Source organism: Kitasatospora sp. NPDC059160 (assembly GCF_042755465.1).
GTDB lineage: Bacteria > Actinomycetota > Actinomycetes > Streptomycetales > Streptomycetaceae > Kitasatospora.
This window is the reverse complement of sequence record NZ_JBHZCN010000114.1, coordinates 1-18,220: the sequence shown is the minus strand read 5'-3', so window position 1 is coordinate 18,220 and position 18,220 is coordinate 1. Positions and strand designations below refer to the sequence as shown.

Below are 18,220 nucleotides of genomic sequence, written 5' to 3'. Positions count from 1 at the left end.
CGAAGGCCCGTACCGGTGCGGGCCTTCGCGACTGCCGCCCCGGCCGCCCTCGGCCGCCCTTGGGCGTCCAGTGGTCGACCAGCCGCGCGGTGCCGGGCCGCAGGCGCTGCCAGGGGCCGGTGAAAGCGAGCACGGCGACGGCGGCGGTCGGGAAGCGCTCGCGCAGCCGGGCCGCCTGCGCCGGGTCGTCGGCCTCACCGGCCAGGGCGTCGGCCGCCTCGTGGAGGACGGGGTTGTGCCCGAGCACCAGGACGGTGGCGACCGGGTCGGGAAGGGCGGCGAGGAGGGCGATCAGCTGCTCGCCGGTGTCGAGGCCGTAGAGGCGCCCGTCCCGGACGGCCTCGGGTGGGGCGGGGAGCTCGGCGGCCATCAACTGCCAGGTGCGGAGGGCGCGTTCGGCGGTCGAGACGAGCGCGAGGTCGGGCGTCCAGCCGTGGCCGGCGAGCCGTCGCCCGGCGAGCGGGGCGGCCCGTAGGCCCCGCGGGGCGAGGGGGCGTTCGTGGTCGTCGACGCCGTCGGGCCAGGCGGACTTGGCGTGACGCACCAGGACGATCCGGTGCTGCCGCTCCTGCTGCTGCTCGGGCACGGGGCCGCTCCTCCGCTGTGGCGTTCGGCTTCATTCTCCCCGGCCGGGAAAACAGTAGCCATGGACATAGTAGCCATGTACGGTATCCGTCATGAGCGAAGCAGCCGAGAGCGCCACCGCCGGATTCCTGGTCTGGCGCCTGTCCATGAAGTGGCGGGTCGCCGTCGACCGGGCCCTCGCGCCGCTGGGCCTGACCCACGCCCAGTACGCGCTGCTGGGCTCGCTGTACGGCCTGGCCCGCACCGGGCAGCGCCCCAGCCAGCGCCAACTCGCCGACCGCACCGGCCTGGAGGCCCTCTATGTCTCCAAGCTCGCCCGCGCCCTGGAGGCCGCCGGACTGGTCGAGCGCACCCGGGACCCGAAGGACCCGCGCGCGATGCAGCTCTCGCTCACCGAACAGGGCCGCGAGGTCACCGGCCGGGCGGTCGCCGTGGTCCAGGGCCTGCTGGAGCGGCTGCTGGAACCCCTCGGCGGCCGACACAGCCCGCGTGCCCGGGAGTTCACCCGCGAGCTGACCGCCCTGCTCGACGTACCGCTGGACCCGCACACCGACGACGACGAGGATCAGCACCGGCCATGACCACCACCACCGCGACCGCGACCACCACCGCGGCCGCCCCCGCGCTCAACCCCCGCTCCATCGCCCTCGCCCACTACGCCGCCCGCGCCCTCCTGGAGGGCGTCCTGGCCCGCCACGGCGCCACCTTCGAGCAGAGCGTGACGCTGCGTGCCGTCACCGCCGCGGGCGGGTCGGTCGGGGCCGGCGAGCTCGTCGCCGAGGTCGCGGGCTCGCTCAAGGCCCCGGAGGCGGCGGTGCGCGCCGTCGTCGGCGAGCTGACGGCGGCCGCCCTGCTGGCCGAGCGCCCCGACGGCAGGCTCGAACTCACCACGGCCGGGCGCGAGTTGTACGAGCGCGCCGGGGCCGAGACGGCAGGGATCTCGGCCCGCCTGTACGCGGGCATCCCGGACGCGGACCTGGCCGCCGCGGGCCGGGCGCTGGCCCTGATCACCGAGCGCGCGAACGCCGAACTGGCCCGCCGGGCCGGGTGAACGGCGGGCGGCGGGTCAGGGGGTCATGGGGTCATGGGGTCAGGGGGTCAGGGGGTGAGGTCCGGGGGCAGGTGCTCCAGGATCACGGCGACGGCGGCCTCCGCGCCCTCCACCACCCGCACGCTGCGGTCGGGGAACGTCAGCTCGAAGCGGGCCCGGCCCAGCGACCTGGTCCGCGGGAACTCGCCGACGCCGGGGTGCGCGGCCCGGCGGCTGAGGGTGAACCACCACATCGACTGCCCCGGTGACAGGGCCCGCAGCCGGGGCTCGGCGTGGGCGGCCCGGATCAGGTCCAGGAGTTCGGCGTCGCGGTGGGGCAGGGGGCCGCGCTGCATCATCCGCCACCGCGCGGCGACGGCCTCGGCCTCGCCCCGCTCGTGGGCCTCGGCGAGGTCCCAGGTGCGCAGGAAGGGCCACCGGGCGGTGAGTTCACGCACCCCGCTCCCCCGCACCCAGGCGTGGAACACCGCGGCGACGTCGGCCAGCTCCAGGGCCCCGCCCGTGGCCATGTGGATGCCGCCGAGCCAGCAGTCGACCAGGAAGACCCGTTCCTCGCCGCGCGGGATGATGACGGTCGCCGAGCGGCCGTCGGCCTCAGCCCCGGTCTCGGTCTCGGCCTTCGCGGCCACGTGACGCCAGCCCGGCGAGGAGGTCAGCTCGACGGCCAGCTCCAGGCCCGCCCGGTCGGCCGCCGCCTGGAGGGCGTCGCGCACCGAGCCGGCCGCCGCCACCTCGGGGTAGAGCGCCGCGTACGCGCCCAAGGGGTCGGTGTGCTCGGGAGGTTGTTCGGACATGCGGTCGAGTGTGCCACCGTCCGGCCGGTCACCGCAGGTCGCCGGGCAGGCCCTCCAGGATCACCGTGACGGCCGCCGCCGCGCCCTCCACCGTCCGCACCCGCCCGTCGGCGTGGGTCACCTCGTAGCGGCCGCGGCCCAGCGGCCTGGTCTGCGGCAGGTCCTGGCTGACCGGCGGGGTGGCGCGGCGGCTGAGGGTGAACCAGTACATGGCCCGCCCGGGCGAGAGCACCCGCAGCCTGGGCTCGGCGTGGGCGGCCACGGCGAGCCTGCGCCATTCGCCGGCCATCCCGCGGGCGGGGCCCTGCAGCCGGCCCCGCCAGCGCCGGGCGACGGCCTCCCGTTCGCCGCGCAGGTCGGCCGCGGCGAGGTCGCGGGTGCGCAGGAACGGCCACCGGGCGGTGAGTTCGTCCACCCCGGCGCCCTGGACCCAGGCGCGCAGCACGTCGGCGGCCTCGGCCGGGTCCCGGGTGCTGCCGGTGGCCGCGCAGGCCCGGTAGTCCCAGCAGTCCACCGCGAGCACCCGGCCCCCGCCGCCACCGCCCTCGTGTTCCCCCTCGCCCTCGCCGCCGCGCAGCGGCGTGGCGTACGCGGTCCGCCCCTCGGCGCGCACCGTCGCGCCCAGCGGGCCCAGGCCCTGCGCCGCGGCCGGTTCGACGGCGAGGACGTGCCCCGCCCGCTCGGCCGCCGCCCGCAGGGCCTCGCACACCGAACCGGCCGCCGCCACCGCCGGGTGCAGTGCCGTCAACTCGCTCAGGGCGTCGTGGGGTTGTTCGGACATGCGGTCGATTGTGCCAGAACGGCCCGCCCGTACGGCCGCCCGTACGGCCGCCCGTACGGCCGGCCGAGCGGCCGGCCGAGCGGGTGGGTGTGCCAGGGCCACCTTCTTTGTGGCGCGTCCCCCTACGGTGGTGGCCATGCACACGAACCGGCTCAGCGAGTTCCTGCGGGCCCGGCGCGCACTGGTGCGTCCCGAGGACCACGGGATGCCCGCGGGGGCGCGCCGTACTCCCGGTCTGCGGCGCGAGGAGATCGCGGTCCTCGCCGGGGTGAGCACCGACTACTACGTGCGGCTGGAACAGGGACGCGAGAGCAATCCCTCGCCCCAGGTCCGGCGGGCCCTGGCAGCCGCCCTGCTGTTGAAGGGCGAGGAAGCCGCCTACCTGCGCGCCCTGGTCGACCCGCCGCACCCCGGACGCCCCGAGCCCGCCCGGGAGTACGCGGGCCCGCAGCTGGTGGCCCTGCTGGACGCCTGGGCGGACACACCGGCCCTGGTCTACGGCCGCTACCTCGACCTGCTGGCCGTCAACTCCCTGGGCGAGGCACTGTTCTCCTGGCTCGGCGGCGACACCGGTCTGATCACGGCGATGTTCCTCAACCCGAACGCCCGGGACTTCTACCGGGACTGGCCCGTCGTCGCGCAGGGGTGCGTGGCGGCGCTGCGAGCCGCCGATCCCACCCCGGACGACCGGCGGCTGCGGGAGCTGGTCGGTGAACTGTCCGTGCGCAGCGCCGACTTCGCCCGCATGTGGGCGCGCCACGAGGTACGGGCCAAGACGGCCTCGACGAAGCGCTTCCGCCATCCGCTGGTCGGGGACCTCACCCTGGGCTTCGAGACCTTCTCCGTCAACAGCGCCCCCGGCCAGCACCTCGTCGTCTACCGCGCCGAACCCGGCAGCGCCGCCGAGCAGTCGCTGGCCCTGCTCGCCGGCTCCACCGGCGCCGGTCCCCGCGACGCCCCACCCGACATCCCATCCGACACCGCACACGACACCACGCAACACGCTTCGAGCGAAGGGCACCTCCCGTATGACCTCCCCTGACGTGCCGGTCTGGTTCATCACCGGCTGCTCCTCCGGCCTGGGCCGGGCCCTGGCCGCCGCCGTACTGGAGCGCGGATGGCGGGCCGTGGTCACCGCCCGGGACCCCCGCAAGGTCGCCGACCTGGTCCGCGGGCACGGCGAACGCGCCCTCGCCCTGCCCCTGGACGTCACCGACTCCGGGCAGATCGCGACGGCGGTCGCCCGGGCGCAGACCGCCTTCGGAGGGATCGACGTCCTGGTCAACAACGCCGGTTACGGCTACCTCGCCGCCGTCGAGGAGGGCGAGGACGAGGAGGCCCGCGCCCTGTTCGACACCAATGTCTTCGGTCTGGTCGACACCACCAAGGCCGTTCTGCCGGGCATGCGCGCCCGGCGCGCGGGCCACATCGTCAACATCTCCTCGCTCGGCGGCCTGGTCGGCTTCGGCGCCACCGGGTACTACCACGCGACCAAGTTCGCCGTGGAGGGCCTCTCCGAGGCGCTCGCCGCCGAACTCGCCCCGCTGGGCGTCAAGGTGACGATCGTCGAGCCCGCCGCGTTCCGCACCGACTGGTCCGGCCCCTCGATGCGCCAGTCCGCCACCGCCATCGAGGACTACGCGCCCACGGCGGGCGCACGACGCGCCGGCACCCTGGCCACCTACGGCCACCAGCCCGGGGACCCGGCCCGCGCCGCCCGGGCCGTCATCGAGGCCGTCACGGCCGGACAGCCGCCGCTGCGCCTGCTCCTGGGCAAGGCCGCGTACGACATCGCCACCGCCAAGCTCGACTCCCTCAGGGCCGGCTTCGACGACTGGCGGGAGGTCACTCTCGGCGCCGACTTCCCCCCGGAGCGGGCCGCGACCTGACGGCCTCGCCGAGCGCCGCCGGGCGCCTGCGGGCGGTCCCGGCCGGCCCTACTGGACGCTCCAGCGGTGCGGGTGGGCGGGGTCGGCGGGGCAGGCGAAGACGTTGAGCTCGCCCCAGCGGCCCACGGTGACCCCGGTCGGGGTGCTGGAGGAGCGCGGGTCCCGCTCCTCCTCCAGCGGCTTCCAGCTGCCGGTGCCGCCGTCCCACTCCGAACTGTCGACGGTCAGCAGCAGGTGCATCGGCGCCGCGCAGGCCGGGCAGTCCATCGGGGCCGGGTCGGTGACGTGCCAGGAGGCGAAGCCGCCGGCCCGCCAGCCCGGCGGGATGGACAGGTCGTACTGGTAGCCCACCGGCTCCTCCCCGTCGCCCTCGCCGTCGCCGCACCCGTCCCCGTCCCCGTCCCCGTCCGCGTCCGCGTCCGCCGCCTGCTCGGCGGCCTCCTCCTCCAGCGCCTCCTCCCAGGCGTGGATGCGGGCGCCCAGGTCCTCCGGGAGGAGGCCGGCGAACGGGTAGGCGGCCACCTGCTCGGGGTGCAGCACGCACGGCTCGGGCAGGTACCCCTCGTAGCCGACGACCTGCGGGCGCGGCGGGTCGGTCAGCACGTCGGCGACCTCCCAGGAGCGGCGCCAGCGCAGGTCCAGCAGCATGCCGGTGCGGCCGGGGCCGTGGGCGTCGAAGGGGCACCAGAACACCTGGAGCAGGTCGCAGCCGTCCGGCCCGGCGGGCAGGTCGGGGATCTGCGCCCGGTAGAGCTGGGCGAGGCCGATCAGGGGCAGCGGGTCGGCCGCGGTGCCCCCTTCCTCGACGCGGTGGCGCCGTTCGAGTTCCTTGAGCAGCTGCCGCTCCTCGTCGGTGGGGCCGGTGGCCGGGTCCCGGCGCCAGGCGGCGTCCAGGATCCGGCGCCGCTCGTGGACGTCGGCCGGCCGGTGGCCGCGCCGGTGGTTGTGGGGGTCGGTGCACACCGGCCAGGGTTCGTCCGAGGGCCACAGCAGCGGGCCGCCCACGGAGCTGACCGTCGCGTCGGGCCGCCCCGGGCGCGGGTGGAGGCGGGTGGTGGTGCCCCGGTGGGCCGTCAGCTCCGGGAAGAGCGCCTCGACGTCGAGCGGGCGCGGCGGTGTGGTCCTGGACATGCACGTGACCCTAGGCGGCCGCCGGCCACCGTTGATCATCGCCCTCGCCCCGATCAGCGCGAACTCGCGTGCGCCCCGGCCCGGGCGCGTGCCATCCTCGGGGCGTGCCCTCCCGTAACCGCCGTCTGCCCAGCGGGCTGTCGTGGCCGCTCACCGCCACGGACGTCCGCGACGCGCTCGGCGTGCTCGGCGCCGAGCGGGCGGACACCGTCCGCCTGGACTTCGACAGCCGCCCCTGGGAGGACGGGACCCTGCTGCACGCGGAGTGGATCCCGCCGGTGCGCTCCAACTACGGCACGGGCGGCTTCCACCCGGCCTGGTGGTCGACCGTACGGGTCGGCGTCTCCCCGCTGCCGGCCGCCGAACGCCCCACCGCCCGGCTCGCGTTGCGGCACGGCGCCCTGCCCGAACTCGCCGCCTGGATCGACGCCACCCGCACCGCGCCCGAGACCTGGACCCACTCCCGGCACAGCCGCCGCTGGCGCCTCGCGGGCACCGCCACCACCTTCTGCGACGACCTGCGGCCGTGGCCCTGAGCGCCCGAGGCCGCCCCCCACCTCGAACACCCGTACCCGGCAGCGCAGTCGGCGCACCCGCGGCCGCCTCCGCAGCCGGCCCGGCCGCTCGCACTACGCCGCTGCGGTGATCCTGGCGGCCCGCGCGAAGGTGTCCCCCGCGACGCGGCCCGGCGATTCGCATACTGACGGGGATCCGTCCACCGGAAGGGACACCCTGCCATGCGAAGAGGACACCGGTCGGCAGCCGCCGCCGCGTTCGCCCTGACCGCCGCCCTGACCAACGCGCTGTCCGCCGCACCGGCGGCGGGCGCCGCCACCGTCGACACCTGCGGGGGCTCCATCGGCGACTACGTCGGCCTGGCCGGGCTCGACGCACCGTTCACCGGGGCCGCCTCCGCCAACGGCAACGACCGCGCCATGACCGTCACACCGGTCGTCGCCGGCGCCAACACCTTCAAGACCGAGATCGCCACCGGCCCCAGCGACTCCCGGTACGCCATCGGCTCCTTCGAGATCAAGGTCGACACCAGCGGCCGCGGCCAGATCCGCTTCGTCTCCTACGCCGGTCACGCGATCGGCGACAGCGTCGTCTGCGCGGGCGGCGGCACCCGCGTCACGCGGATCAGCGGCGAGGTCCGCGTCCAGGACGTCACCAAGCGCATCCCCTTCACCGTCAGCCGTGTCTGACCGGCCCGTGTCCGACCCCGCCCGTGCGCCCGCGAGGACGTGATGCCACCGCCCGCCCCGCAGGCCGCCGCCGTCGCGCCCGCGGCGGCCACCGGGCAACGGCCGGCGCCCGGAGCGTGCCCGCCGCCACCGCGCCGGCCCGAAACGCGCTGCCCGCACGGCCGCGACGGCGAGCGGCTGCTGGGCGGGGACGTCGCCGGGTACGAGCCGTTGCGGCTGCTGCGCCGCCGGGAGTGCCAGAACGTCTTCCTGGCCACGGCCCCCGACGGCGGGCACGTCGCGCTCAAGACCACCTGCCGCGACGCCGCGGCCGACGTGCTCGCCCGCGCCCGCAACGAGGCCCACGGCCTGCGGGCCGCCGCCACGCACCAGGACACCGCCGACCTCGCCGGCGAAGGCGTCCACCACGACCTGCACTACCTCGCCTCCACCTGGCAGCGCGGGCTGACACTGCACCAACTGCTGCCCCACCTCGACCGCTCCATGGCCGCCTGGTCCCCCGACAGCGCCGAGCTGTTCACCCACCTCGCCCTGGCCCTGGGCCACGCCGTCGAAGGCCTCCACCGCCACGGCGTCGTCCACGCCGACCTCAGCCCCGGCAACATCGTCCTCGGCCACGGCCGCACCCTCACCCTCATCGACCTCGACAGCTGCGCACGCGACGGCGACCCCGCCGCCGCCGCGCTGAACCGCTGCACCACCACCGCCTACGCCGCACCCGAATGCCTCGCACCCCGCCCACGCCCCGTGCCCACCCCGGCCGCCGACCAGTACAGCGCGGCCGCGATCCTCCACCGCGTCCTTAGGCAACGCCCCCACCAGCCGGCCACCGGCGACCGGGCCCGCACCCGGGAGCACCGGCTCACCCACCCCGTCCAGCCCCTCACCGGCTGGCCCGCCGCCCTCTGGCCCGACCTCCCGGAAACCCTCCGGCAGGCCCTCGACCCCGACCCCGACGCCCGCCACCCCACCACCGGCCACTTCACCGCCCGCCTGCGCCACGCCCTGACCCTCACCACCCTCACCACCCGTACCGGAGAGCACCCATGAACCGGCCCGCCCGCCGCACCTTCCTCCTCGCCACCGCCGCGCTGCTCCTCACCCCCGCCGCCCCCGCCGCGGCGGCCACCACGACGGGGACGGGCGCGCGGCCCGGGCCCGGGCCGGGGAGCACGACGGGCGTGAACGGCGGGCCAGTCCTCGGACAGGGCGACGGGCGCACCGGCCCGAAGCGGGACGCCGTCAGCGAGCACACCTCCTCCAGCTCCGACGACGTCGTCATCATCGACCACTCCTCCTCCAGCAGTTCCTCCAGCTCCGAGGAGATCGTCGTCATCGACGATTCCTCCTCCAGCAGCTCGTCCGGATCCTGAGCACCCGTCGGCCGGTCTACTCGACGAAGTAGCTGGCCCCGAGGGCCTCGGCGGACTGCCCCGGCTCCACCTGGGCCGTCACCGGGCCCCGGCAGTTCGCGGCGGAGTGCACCAGGACCGTGGTGTTCGTGCGGTTCGCCACGTGCACCGGCGAGGTGGCCGGGTAGCAGCCGCGCTGCGGGTTCTCGTGGGGCACGCCGTTGACCAGCAGGAGGCCGGTGGCGGCCTGGGCGGGGACGGCGAGGGCGAGCATCCCGGCGGAGGCGAGCAGGACGAGGGCGAAGAACCGGCGGCGCATGGGGCGATCCTCTCGTTTCGGGCACACCGCCACGAAGCGGTGCTTCTGAGGAGGATCCTCCCGGCGCCGGGGCGGATACGGCAATCGCCCGAACCGGCGACGGAACAGGGCTAGTTGAGCGCCGCCGGGAGCGGCTGCCGCGGGCCTACGGCCGGTTCGAGCAGCGCCAAGGTGCGCCGCCGCGCGTCGAGGCCGGCGCGGATGCCCACCGGCATCGGCAGGTTGGGGCCGGCGTGCCCGAAGTCGACGTTGCCCAGGACCGGGATGTCACGCCCGCCCAGGACGTCGAGGACGATCTCGCGCAGGGTGGGGGACGCGCCGGGCTCCAGTCCGCCGATCTCGCGCGGAACGCCCACGACCATGCCCGCGATCCGGTCCAGGACGCCGCTGTGCCGCAGTACTTGGAGGTAGCTCCACACGTGGGAGGCCAGGCCGCCCATCTCCTCCCAGAACAGCACGGCGCCGTCGAAGCGCTCCAGCGGCAGCGCGAAGGGCGTCGCCTGCGCCAGCACGATGCGGTTGATCACCCCGCCGATCAGCGGGCCCTCCGCGCGACCGGGGCGCCAGCACTCCCACGACTCGCCGGCGGGCAGCGCACCGATCGCCCCGGTGCCGGTCAGCAACCCGGCGTAGAGCCCCTCCAGTTGCGCCTGCCGTGCCGCGGGCGCGTACGGCCAGCTCCCGCCGAAGCCGGGGACGGCCATGTCGGCGTGGAAGCCGACCAGGCCCGTGCGCGCGTGGAGCACCAGGTGCAGCAGCGAAATGTCGCTGTAGCCGAGGATCGGCTTGGGGTCGGCGGTGATCGCCTCGACGTCGATCAGGTCGAGGTAGCCGAGTACCGTCTGCCCGCCGTCGCCGGCGACGATCGCGCGCACCTCGGGGTCGCGCAGCAGGGCGTTGAGCTCCGCGGCGATCTCGGCCGGCGCGGCCGCGCTCCACCAGTGGCGGCGGCCCGCCGCGAGCAGCGGGGCTCGGCGCACGCGGAATCCCATCCGCTCCAGCACCGCCGCCGTCCGCTCGACGTTGGGCTCGTGGGCGGCCGGCAGCGGACCGGACAGCGCGGCGATGACGACGAGGTCCCCGGGCGCCAGGGCGCGCGGGCGCAGCAGTCGGGGGGCGGCGGAAGCGGTCATGGCGCCAGTGTCGCCGCCGCGACCGGCCGGGTCACCCGGGTTTCCGCCGTCGGCGGGCGGGAGTTCGGGGGTTCGGGGACGGACCGTAAGGTGGTCGGCATGGCTGACGAGTGCTACGCGCATCCGCGGCTCGCCGCGGTCTACGACCCGCTGGACCCCGACCGCGGCGACCTGGACGCCTACGTGGGGATGGTGGAGGAGTTCGGCGCGCGCCGGGTGCTGGACCTCGGCTGCGGTACCGGGGTGTTCGCGCTGCTGCTGGCCGGACGCGGGATCGAGGTGGTCGGGGTGGATCCGGCGGCGGCCTCCGTCGAGGTGGCCCGGGCGAAGCCGGGGGCCGGGCGGGTGCGCTGGATCCACGGGGACGCGGGTGAACTCCCGCCGCTGGATGTCGACTTGGCGACGATGACGGCCAACGTCGCCCAGGCGATCGCCGACCCGCCCGCCTGGCGGCGCACCCTGCGGGGGGCCTTGGGGGCGCTGCGCCCGGGCGGGCGCCTGGTGTTCGAGACCCGGGATCCGGCGGCCCGGGCCTGGGAGGAGTGGACCCGGGAGCACTCCCGCCGGGTGACGGCGGTCGCCGGGGTCGGGCCGGTGGAGCACTGGATCGAACTGATCGGGGTGGAATGGCCGTTGGTGTCGTTCCGCTCGACGTACGTGTTCGGCGCGGACGGGCAGGTGCTGACCTCGGACTCGACGCTGCGCTTCCGGGAGCGGGCCGAGGTGGAGGAGGACCTGGCCGGGGCGGGCTTCGTGCTGGAGGAGGTGCGCGGGGCGCCGGACCGGCCGGGGCGGGAGCTGGTGTTCGTGGCCCGCCGCCCGTGACCCCCTCCCCCGCACACCGCGCGCATCCCGCCAACCCCGCCGACCCCGACGTCGCCCTCGTCCTGGCCGCCTACGCCGCCTACGCCCGGGGCGACATCGACGCCGCCGTCGCCGACCTGCACCCGGACGTGGCGCGGGTGGAGCCCGAGGAACTGCCCGACGGGGGCGCGCACACGGGCCGGGACGCCGTGCACGCGTACCTGAGCGCCTCGTACGCGATGTGGTCCGAGCTGCACTCGGAGCCGACCGCGTACCGGCGCGGCGCGGACGTCGTGATCGTCCACCACGTGCACGGCACGCTGACGGACGGCGACGCGCTGGACCTCACCGTCGCCGACGTGTTCACCGTCCACGACGGCCGGGTGGTCGCCATGCACGCCCGCACCGACCCGGCCGAGGTACTGCGGGGCACCCCTTCGGGGTGATCTTGGTCGGGTGTCGGCGCGGCGCCGGGCCGGGCGGGGCGGGGCGTCCGGTAGGTATGGGCGGGGCCGGGGGTTCGCGGGCGATGGATGCCCGCCGCCGGCCGTCAACTCCGCACCCACCGAAAGGCTTTGCCTGCCATGAAGCTGGTCCGACGAGTCGCCGCCGCCGGTTGCACCCTCGCCCTCGCCCTGGGCGGCGCGGTCGCCCTCGCCCCGGTCGCGAGCGCTACCCCGCAGGGGTGCTTCTACTACGTCCTGGAGAACAAGCCCGACGCGGACACCCAGCTCGTGGAGGACGCCTGCTCGGTCGGCGCGGCCGGCGGCAAGGAGGCCTTCCAGGGCTGCTACCACCTCCTGCGGGACGACTACGTCCCCGCCGTCGTCGCGGCCACCGCCTGCCGCAAGGCCGCCCAGGAGTAGCCCGCCCCCGGGACGGGCGCGGCGCGGAACGTCGGACGGGCCGACTTTCCGCGCCGCTCCGCGCCTGGGCGGCACGCGACTCCCAGCATTCTTTAACCGGGTTGCCTTCTTAACTCAGTAATGTTTTCATGGCGGTATGAACCCGCAGCCAGGCCTTCCCCCCGTCCTCGTCACCGGAGCCACCGGCCGCCTCGGGCGCCTCGTCGTCGACCACCTCCTCGACGCGGGCGTGCCGGTGCGCGCCCTCGCCCGTCGCGCCGAGGCGGCGGCGGACCTGCCGGCCGGGGTCGAGGTCTTCGCCGGTGACCTCACCGTGCCCGAGTCGCTGGACCCGGCGCTGGACGGCGCCGGGGCGGTCTTCCTCCTGTGGACCGCCCCGCCCGGCACCGCCGGGGCGGTCCTCGCGCGGCTGGCGGCGCGCGTGCGGCGGGTCGTCCTGCTCACCTCCCCGCACCGGACGCCGCACCCCTTCTTCCAGCAGCCCAATCCCGTGGCGGCGATGCACGCCGACCTCGAACGCCTCCTCGCGGCCACCGGGGTCGAGTCGACGGTCGTCCGGCCCGGGATGCTCGCCTCGAACGCGCTGGCCTGGTGGGCCCCGGCGATCCGGGCGGGCGAGGTGGTCCGCTGGCCCTACGGCGCCGCCGAGACCGCGCCCGTGGACGACCGCGACGTGGCGGCCGTCGCGGCGCGCACGCTCCATCAGGACGGGCACGCCGGGGGCGACTACGTCCTCACCGGCCCCGAGTCGCTGACCCAGGCCGCGCAGGTGGGCGCCATCGGCGACGCCCTGGGGCGCCGGATCGCCTTCGAGGAGATGACGCCGCAGGAGTTCCGGAGCCTGTCGAAGGACGTGCCCGCGCCGGCCGTCGAGATGCTGCTCGCCGCGTGGAACGCCGCGCTCGGCCGGCCCGCCCACGTCACCTCCACGGTCGCCGACGTCCTCGGGAGGGCGCCGCGCACGTTCGGCCGGTGGGCCGCCGACCACACCGCCGCGTTCACCCGGGAGGCACGGGAGGCACGGGAGGCCCAGCAGGCCCAGGGTCCGCTGGGTTCGTGAGCTCCTCGGGCCCGGGATGGTTCGTTTCCCGACCGTGCGTCGGTCGTTGAGCGCTGCACCACATCTCAACGGAGAGCCACCCCATGCCCGTTCGCCCCCGGCGCGCGGCGGCCGCAGCCGTCCTCGCCGCCGTCCTGCTCCTGTCCCCCGCCGCCGCCCGCGCGGCGGAGCGGCCGGTGACGTACAGCCTGCGCAACGCCCGGACCGGCACCTGTCTGCACCACGTCCCGGGCACCACCCAGGTGCGGCTGGAGCCGTGCGACGCGGCGGCGCCCGGGCAGCGGTGGGAGCTGCGGGCGGTGGGAGCTGCGGTGAACGTGGCGGCGCTCGACCCGCAGAAGGGCGCCTGGGGGTGTGTGGCGATCGGTGACAACTGGGGCATCCGCTACGGCCAGTGCCGCGCGACCGAGGCGGCGTGGAGCGTGGCGGACGGCGGCCGGTCCCGGGTCCGCTCGGAGTCGGACCTCAACGACAACGACCTCTACCTGACGGAGACCCGCGAGGGCGGCCTGGGCGCCCGGCCCGGGGGCACCGGCCCGTCCGCGGACTGGACCGTGACGGCCGATAATCCGTGAAGCGCCTCTGCGTCCCCTGCTACGGTGCCCGGATGTCAGCGATCAAGCAGTTCCAGGTGACCTTCGACTGCGCGGAGCCCGCGCGCGTCGCCCGCTTCTGGTGCGAGGTGCTGGGGTACGTCATGGCAGCGCCGAAGGGGTTCGCCTCCTGGGACGCGTACGAGGCCTCCCAGCCGGCGCAGGAGCGGGGTTCCTGGTCGGCGTGCACCGACCCCTCGGGGGCGGGTCCGCGGCTGTACTTCCAGCGCGTGCCGGAGGGCAAGGCCGTCAAGAACCGGGTGCACCTGGACGTGCGGGTGGGCACCGGGCTGGTCGGCGAGGAGCGCCTGGCCGTGCTCAAGGCCGAGGCCGCCCGGCTGGAGGCCCTGGGCGCCACGCTGGTGCAGGTGCTGTACGACGGCCAGGACTCGTGCATCCCGATGCTGGACGTCGAGGGCAACGAGTTCTGCGTCGACTGAGCACCCCCGTACGTGGTGGCGACGGCCGTCCGACAGCGGGGACAGCGCTCTGCCGGTGAGGTGTGAGCGGCCCGCGCGAACCTGGGGCCGGGGCGTGATCGACGCGCCCCGGCGACCGCGCACAGCACACCCAGGGAGCACCCGTGCCCAACTCCGCACTCCAGAGCCCGCCGTGGGACGTCCACCGGCTGCCCCGCGCCGAGGGGAAGGTGTTCCTGGTCACCGGCGCCAACGCCGGCATCGGCTACTTCGTCGCCGAGCAGCTGGCCGCCACCGGGGCGGGTGTCGTCCTGGGCAGCCGCGACCGCGCCAAGGCCGCGGCGGCGATCGCCGCGATCGGCGCGCGGGTGCCCGGCGCGAGGCTGCGCCACCTGCCGCTGGACCTGGCCGACCCGGCCTCGATCGAGGCGTCCGCCGGGGCGCTGCGACCGGAGCGCCTGGACGCGGTCGTCCTCAACGCGGGCATCGCCCTCGACGACCCGCCGCGCCGCACCGCCGGGAGCGGCCACGAGCTGATGTTCGCCACCAACCACCTGGGCCACTTCGCGCTCACCGCCCGCCTGGCCCCGCTGCTGCTGGCCACCCCGGGCAGCCGGATCGTCACCACCGGCAGCTTCGCCGCCAAGTCCGAACGCCTGGACCTCGCCGACCTCCAGAGCGCCCGCGACTACCGGCCCAAGCGCGCCTACGCCCGCTCCAAGCTGGCCCAGATGCTGTTCGCCGTCGAGCTCGACCGCCGCCTGCGCGCCGCCGGGAGCGCCACGCTGAGCGTCCTGACGCACCCGGGCGGCGCGCTCGACGCCCTCACCCCCGCCCGCCCGCCGCTGCACGGGCGCACCGCCGGCGAGCGGCTGAGCCGCCTGCCGCTGGGCCTGGTCGTCCAGGGCAAGGACGCCGCCGCCTGGCCGGCGGTACGGGCCGTGCTGGACGCGGGAGTTCACGGCGGCCCGGTGCTGTGGAGCCCGCGGGTGTTCGGGCTGCGCGGCGAGCCGAGGCCGGAGCCGCTGTGGGAGCACCTGGCCGACAAGGCCACCGCGGCCTGGCTGTGGGAGGCCAGCTGCGAACTGGCGGGCTGCGAGCCGGTGTTCCCGATCGGGTGAACTCCCCGACGCCGTGGGGTTGTGCGGGGTGGGGCCCGGCCCCGGTCCGGCAGGATCGGCGGCCTGGGCCGGCAGCGGACCGGGCGGCCGACCACGGAGGGAGGGCCGTGCTTCGCAGGAGCGCGGCACTCCCGCAGGTCGTCGCCGGTGCGTGCGGCAACCGAGCAGCAGGTGATGGAGGGAGTTCGTGCGGGTGGAGGAGACGGATGACTCGGGTCGGGCCGAGGACACGGCGGGACCGTTCCTGATGGGGATCGACGACACCTTCCAGGTCCCCGGGCGGGGGTGCGTGGTCACCGGCCGCGTCCAGCGCGGCACGATCACGCCGGGCGGCAAGGCGGAGGTCGTCGGGGTCGGCGCGAACCGGACGGTGGCCTGCGTCGAGATCGACCGGACCGGCACGCGGGGCGCGCAGGAGCAGGCGCGGGCGGGTGAGTCGGTGGGCCTGCTGCTGAGCGGTGTGACCAGTGAGCAGGTGGGCCGTGGCCAGGTGCTCGCCGAGCCGGGCAGCATCAGCGCGTGCACCACCTTCGAGGCCGACGTCGAGCTGTCGCCCGCCGAGGTGAGCGGGCGGCACAAGGCGGTCTCCCGCGACGACTGGCCGGTGTTCCACGTGCGCGGCCTCGACATCGCCGGGTCGGTGGAACTGCCGGAGGGCACCGAGGCCGTCGAGCCCGGTGCGAGCGTGAGCCTGACGGCGACGTTGACGACCGCGGTCGCGCTGGAGGCGGGGACGCCGTTCCTGCTGCGCAAGGCCTGGAGCACGCTGGGCTCCGGCGTGGTCACGCGGGCCCTCGGGTAACACCCCGCGGGCCGGGCCGGCCGCGGGAGGGGATCCCCCGGCCGGCCCGGCTCACCGGGGCCGGTGTCACCTCAGGTGGCGGTCGTAGAAGCGGCTCGTGTCCTCCAGCTCGAAGGCGGGGGTGCCGGTGTGCCCGCCGAGGTTGGCGTGCAGGGTCTTCTCGGTGGCGGCGAAGGCGTCGAACAGGTCGAGGGCGCGCTGGCGGGGGTTGCCCTCGTCGTCCCACTGGAGCAGGAACAGCAGCGGGACGGTGACCTGCCGGGCCTGTTCGCGCACGGCCCGGGGCACGTAGCCGCCGGCGAACAGGCCGGCGGCGCCGATGCGCGCGTCGGTGGCGGCCAGGCGGATGCCCAGCGCCGTCCAGCCCGAGTAGCCGACCGGGCCGGTGGCGACCTCGGGCAGGGTCAGGAGGGCGTCCAGGGCGGCCCGCCACTCGGGGACGGCGGCCTCGACGAGGGGGCCGACGAGGGCTTCGAGGATCCCGTCGACCACCTCGCGCGGCTCGCCGGCCCGCATGGCGCCGCGCAGGTCGGCGCGGGCCTGCTCGGCGGCCTCCGTGCGGGGGCGGTCGCCGCAGCCGGGGGCGTCGATGGCGGCCGCCGCGTAGCCCTGGGCGGCGGTGTAGCGGGCCCGGGCGACGAGGCGGGGCTCGCGCCGGGGCAGGCCGTTGTTGTGGGCCATCAGGATCAGCGGGGCCGGCTCGGTGCCGGTCGTCCACAGGGTGCCGGGGGTGTCGCCGAGGAGGAACTCGCGCTCCAGGACGCCGTCGGCGTGGCGCCGTTCGGCGGTGAAGGCCAGGGAGGCGGAGGGGGCGGGAGGGGCGGAGGGGGTGAAGTGCACGGTCGTGCCTTTCGGGAGAGCTGCTGAACGGCGCTCCCGGGCGACGACCTATCGCCCGACCGTGACCCCGGAGGAGAGCACCCATGTCATCGTGTTCACGGGTACCACCTCCTCGTTCTCTCGCACGGCCTGCCGGAAAGGTAGCAGCGCCCGCCGCCCGGCGCCAAACGGTTTCGGACCACGCCCGTTGATCGGTTGTCTACCCGGCGCTGTTGTCCTGTCCTACGCCCCGCCCGCCCGCCGGCCGGCGGTCCGCCGAGCGTAGGAGATCCCCGTGTCCCACCCGTCGTCCACCCCCACCAGCCGTCCGGCCCCGGGCGCGCGCCGCCGCACCCGCCTGGCGGCCCTGGCGTTCGCCGTCTCCGCGCTGTCCGCGAGCGGTGCCACCCTGCTGGCGGCGCCCGCGCACGCCGCGACCGCCGGCACCGCCGCGACCGCGGGCGTGGTCGAGCAGATGGTCACGATCCAGGACCACCAGAACCACCACTCGCTGGCCGGCTCCGACGGCGAGGGCTCGCGGATCGTCGCCCGCGGCTACCAGGACGCCTCCACCTCGTTCTGGATCTCCAACAAGCCCGGCGACCGGGTCGACTTCGCCCGCAACGTCAACGGCACCGAGCGCGTGCTGGAGATGGACACCCGCGACAACCGCACCACCCAGTTCATCCACTGGTGGGCGGGCGCCAACCAGCAGTGGACCCTGGAGTCCGCCGCCGAGGGCGGCACCTACCTGCGCAACGCCCAGGGCAACGGCTGCCTGACGTACCACGGCCTGGACCGGGAGGTCACCGTCGAGGGCTGCGACGGCAGCATGTCCCAGCGCTTCGACCTGGTCGCCTCCGGCGGCACCGGCACCAACCCGGGCAACGGCGGCGGCCCGGTCACCTCCGACCAGCAGCGCTTCCTGGACCGGCTGAACGCCCTGCGCGCCCAGTACGGCAAGGCGCCGGTGCGGTTCAACGCCACGCTCGCCCAGGCCGCCAAGTGCAACGCCGACCAGATGGACCAGCGCCGGGTCTCCGGGCACTTCTGCGACTCGGGCCGCATAGCCTCGGGCCTGGGCTACACCGGGCGCGGCTTCGGCGAGATCGCCTTCTGGGGGCCCACGAACATCGACGCGGCCGTCGACGGCTGGATCAACTCCCCCGACCACCTGGGCATCATGATCGGCAACTACAACGAGGTCGGCCTGGCGCGTACGAACGCGGCCTCCTGGAACGCCGATTTCAGCACCCGCTGACACCGGCACCCCGTGGACGCCGGCGCGGGCCGGCGTCCACGGGAAAGCCCGGTGCGGCGGCGGAGTGCCGGGCCTAGTGTCCTGAGTCCTTGATCCGTCGGATGTATCCAGCGAGGGATTCGAGGATCTGGTCAGCGGTCTTGGTCCAGACGTAGGGCCGGGGGTCGGTGTTCCAGTCGGCGACCCAGGCGCGGATGTCGCGTTCGAGGGCCTGGACGGAGCGGTGGACGCCGCG

24 protein-coding genes and 1 pseudogene are annotated in these 18,220 nt (G+C 75.7%); 17 read left to right on the top strand and 8 right to left on the bottom strand.

Annotation, left to right across the window (positions count from 1 at the left end):
- Positions 1-586: SixA phosphatase family protein (locus ACFXOZ_RS34925; protein ID WP_380593930.1), on the bottom strand; the 586-nt coding region annotated here is incomplete at its 3' end.
- A 91-nt stretch (positions 587-677) separates the two neighbouring features.
- Between ACFXOZ_RS34925 and ACFXOZ_RS34920 the strand changes: the two genes are divergently transcribed.
- The gene (locus ACFXOZ_RS34920) at positions 678-1,166 is read left to right on the top strand and encodes a MarR family winged helix-turn-helix transcriptional regulator (protein ID WP_380593928.1); all 489 of its coding nucleotides are present in this window, start codon (positions 678-680) and stop codon (positions 1,164-1,166) included.
- On the top strand, positions 1,163-1,636 hold the full coding sequence (locus tag ACFXOZ_RS34915) for a MarR family transcriptional regulator (protein WP_380593926.1): 474 nt from the start codon (positions 1,163-1,165) through the stop codon (positions 1,634-1,636). The genes ACFXOZ_RS34920 and ACFXOZ_RS34915 overlap by 4 nt, the downstream gene beginning before the upstream one ends.
- Before the next feature lie 47 nt (positions 1,637-1,683).
- On the opposite strand, the gene ACFXOZ_RS34910 is transcribed toward ACFXOZ_RS34915, so the two are convergent.
- Positions 1,684-2,430, bottom strand: coding sequence for a DUF6193 family natural product biosynthesis protein (locus tag ACFXOZ_RS34910; RefSeq protein WP_380593924.1), 747 nt, complete (start codon positions 2,428-2,430; stop codon positions 1,684-1,686).
- A 28-nt stretch (positions 2,431-2,458) separates the two neighbouring features.
- A complete protein-coding gene (locus ACFXOZ_RS34905) occupies positions 2,459-3,211 on the bottom strand; it encodes a DUF6193 family natural product biosynthesis protein (protein WP_380593922.1) in 753 nt (250 codons plus the stop codon).
- A 136-nt stretch (positions 3,212-3,347) separates the two neighbouring features.
- On the opposite strand from ACFXOZ_RS34905, the gene ACFXOZ_RS34900 reads away from it, so the two are divergent.
- Positions 3,348-4,253 (top strand): helix-turn-helix domain-containing protein, encoded by a 906-nt coding sequence (locus tag ACFXOZ_RS34900; protein WP_380593920.1) that lies wholly within the window; start codon positions 3,348-3,350, stop codon positions 4,251-4,253.
- Positions 4,240-5,100 (top strand): oxidoreductase, encoded by an 861-nt coding sequence (locus ACFXOZ_RS34895; RefSeq protein WP_380593918.1) that lies wholly within the window; start codon positions 4,240-4,242, stop codon positions 5,098-5,100. Before ACFXOZ_RS34900 ends, ACFXOZ_RS34895 begins: the two co-directional genes overlap by 14 nt.
- 48 nt (positions 5,101-5,148) lie before the next feature.
- Here ACFXOZ_RS34895 and ACFXOZ_RS34890 read toward each other — a convergent pair whose 3' ends face one another.
- The gene (locus ACFXOZ_RS34890) at positions 5,149-6,231 is read right to left on the bottom strand and encodes a hypothetical protein (protein WP_380593916.1); all 1,083 of its coding nucleotides are present in this window, start codon (positions 6,229-6,231) and stop codon (positions 5,149-5,151) included.
- A 104-nt stretch (positions 6,232-6,335) separates the two neighbouring features.
- Here ACFXOZ_RS34890 and ACFXOZ_RS34885 point away from each other — a divergent pair, with 104 nt between their 5' ends.
- The 4 genes from ACFXOZ_RS34885 (at position 6,336) to ACFXOZ_RS34870 (ending at position 8,809) form a co-directional block, all read left to right on the top strand.
- Positions 6,336-6,767: a hypothetical protein gene (locus ACFXOZ_RS34885; protein ID WP_380593914.1), complete on the top strand. Its 432-nt coding sequence runs from the start codon at positions 6,336-6,338 to the stop codon at positions 6,765-6,767.
- Between the two features lie 201 nt (positions 6,768-6,968).
- A complete protein-coding gene (locus ACFXOZ_RS34880; RefSeq protein WP_380526965.1) occupies positions 6,969-7,436 on the top strand; it encodes a hypothetical protein in 468 nt (155 codons plus the stop codon).
- A gap of 42 nt (positions 7,437-7,478) precedes the next feature.
- A complete protein-coding gene (locus tag ACFXOZ_RS34875) occupies positions 7,479-8,486 on the top strand; it encodes a protein kinase (RefSeq protein WP_380593912.1) in 1,008 nt (335 codons plus the stop codon).
- Entirely contained in the window at positions 8,483-8,809 is a 327-nt protein-coding gene (locus ACFXOZ_RS34870) for a hypothetical protein (protein ID WP_380593910.1), read from the top strand. The genes ACFXOZ_RS34875 and ACFXOZ_RS34870 overlap by 4 nt, the downstream gene beginning before the upstream one ends.
- 16 nt (positions 8,810-8,825) lie before the next feature.
- On the opposite strand, the gene ACFXOZ_RS34865 is transcribed toward ACFXOZ_RS34870, so the two are convergent.
- Together ACFXOZ_RS34865 and ACFXOZ_RS34860 are read right to left on the bottom strand one after the other, a co-directional pair.
- Positions 8,826-9,107: a hypothetical protein gene (locus ACFXOZ_RS34865; RefSeq protein WP_380593908.1), complete on the bottom strand. Its 282-nt coding sequence runs from the start codon at positions 9,105-9,107 to the stop codon at positions 8,826-8,828.
- Between the two features lie 110 nt (positions 9,108-9,217).
- Positions 9,218-10,240 carry an LD-carboxypeptidase gene (locus tag ACFXOZ_RS34860; protein ID WP_380593906.1) on the bottom strand — a complete coding sequence of 341 codons (1,023 nt, stop codon included), beginning with the start codon at positions 10,238-10,240 and terminating at the stop codon, positions 9,218-9,220.
- Between the two features lie 99 nt (positions 10,241-10,339).
- Here ACFXOZ_RS34860 and ACFXOZ_RS34855 point away from each other — a divergent pair, with 99 nt between their 5' ends.
- The 8 genes from ACFXOZ_RS34855 to ACFXOZ_RS34820 all read left to right on the top strand — a co-directional run bounded on the left by ACFXOZ_RS34855 (position 10,340) and on the right by ACFXOZ_RS34820 (position 15,905).
- The gene (locus ACFXOZ_RS34855) at positions 10,340-11,065 is read left to right on the top strand and encodes a class I SAM-dependent methyltransferase (RefSeq protein ID WP_380593905.1); all 726 of its coding nucleotides are present in this window, start codon (positions 10,340-10,342) and stop codon (positions 11,063-11,065) included.
- Positions 11,062-11,490, top strand: coding sequence for a nuclear transport factor 2 family protein (locus tag ACFXOZ_RS34850; RefSeq protein ID WP_380593903.1), 429 nt, complete (start codon positions 11,062-11,064; stop codon positions 11,488-11,490). The genes ACFXOZ_RS34855 and ACFXOZ_RS34850 overlap by 4 nt, the downstream gene beginning before the upstream one ends.
- Positions 11,491-11,628: 138 nt before the next feature.
- Complete coding sequence (locus ACFXOZ_RS34845) at positions 11,629-11,910, top strand: hypothetical protein (RefSeq protein ID WP_380593901.1); 282 nt, start codon at positions 11,629-11,631, stop codon at positions 11,908-11,910.
- Between the two features lie 136 nt (positions 11,911-12,046).
- Positions 12,047-12,970, top strand: coding sequence for an NAD(P)H-binding protein (locus ACFXOZ_RS34840; RefSeq protein WP_380593899.1), 924 nt, complete (start codon positions 12,047-12,049; stop codon positions 12,968-12,970).
- Between the two features lie 83 nt (positions 12,971-13,053).
- Positions 13,054-13,545, top strand: coding sequence for a hypothetical protein (locus ACFXOZ_RS34835; RefSeq protein WP_380526948.1), 492 nt, complete (start codon positions 13,054-13,056; stop codon positions 13,543-13,545).
- A 32-nt stretch (positions 13,546-13,577) separates the two neighbouring features.
- Positions 13,578-14,003 carry a VOC family protein gene (locus ACFXOZ_RS34830; RefSeq protein ID WP_380526946.1) on the top strand — a complete coding sequence of 142 codons (426 nt, stop codon included), beginning with the start codon at positions 13,578-13,580 and terminating at the stop codon, positions 14,001-14,003.
- 143 nt (positions 14,004-14,146) lie between these two features.
- Positions 14,147-15,103, top strand: a complete 957-nt coding sequence (locus tag ACFXOZ_RS34825; protein ID WP_380593897.1) for an SDR family NAD(P)-dependent oxidoreductase — start codon at positions 14,147-14,149, stop codon at positions 15,101-15,103.
- Positions 15,104-15,296: 193 nt separating this feature from the next.
- Positions 15,297-15,905 carry an EF-Tu/IF-2/RF-3 family GTPase gene (locus tag ACFXOZ_RS34820; RefSeq protein WP_380593895.1) on the top strand — a complete coding sequence of 203 codons (609 nt, stop codon included), beginning with the start codon at positions 15,297-15,299 and terminating at the stop codon, positions 15,903-15,905.
- A gap of 66 nt (positions 15,906-15,971) precedes the next feature.
- On the opposite strand, the gene ACFXOZ_RS34815 is transcribed toward ACFXOZ_RS34820, so the two are convergent.
- Positions 15,972-16,703, bottom strand: coding sequence for an alpha/beta hydrolase (locus ACFXOZ_RS34815; protein ID WP_380593944.1), 732 nt, complete (start codon positions 16,701-16,703; stop codon positions 15,972-15,974).
- A gap of 316 nt (positions 16,704-17,019) precedes the next feature.
- On the opposite strand from ACFXOZ_RS34815, the gene ACFXOZ_RS34810 reads away from it, so the two are divergent.
- On the top strand, positions 17,020-17,985 hold the full coding sequence (locus tag ACFXOZ_RS34810) for a CAP domain-containing protein (protein WP_380593893.1): 966 nt from the start codon (positions 17,020-17,022) through the stop codon (positions 17,983-17,985).
- Positions 17,986-18,058: 73 nt separating this feature from the next.
- On the opposite strand, the pseudogene ACFXOZ_RS34805 reads toward ACFXOZ_RS34810, so the two are convergent.
- Positions 18,059-18,220, bottom strand: a pseudogene (locus ACFXOZ_RS34805) (IS630 family transposase); the annotation flags it as partial.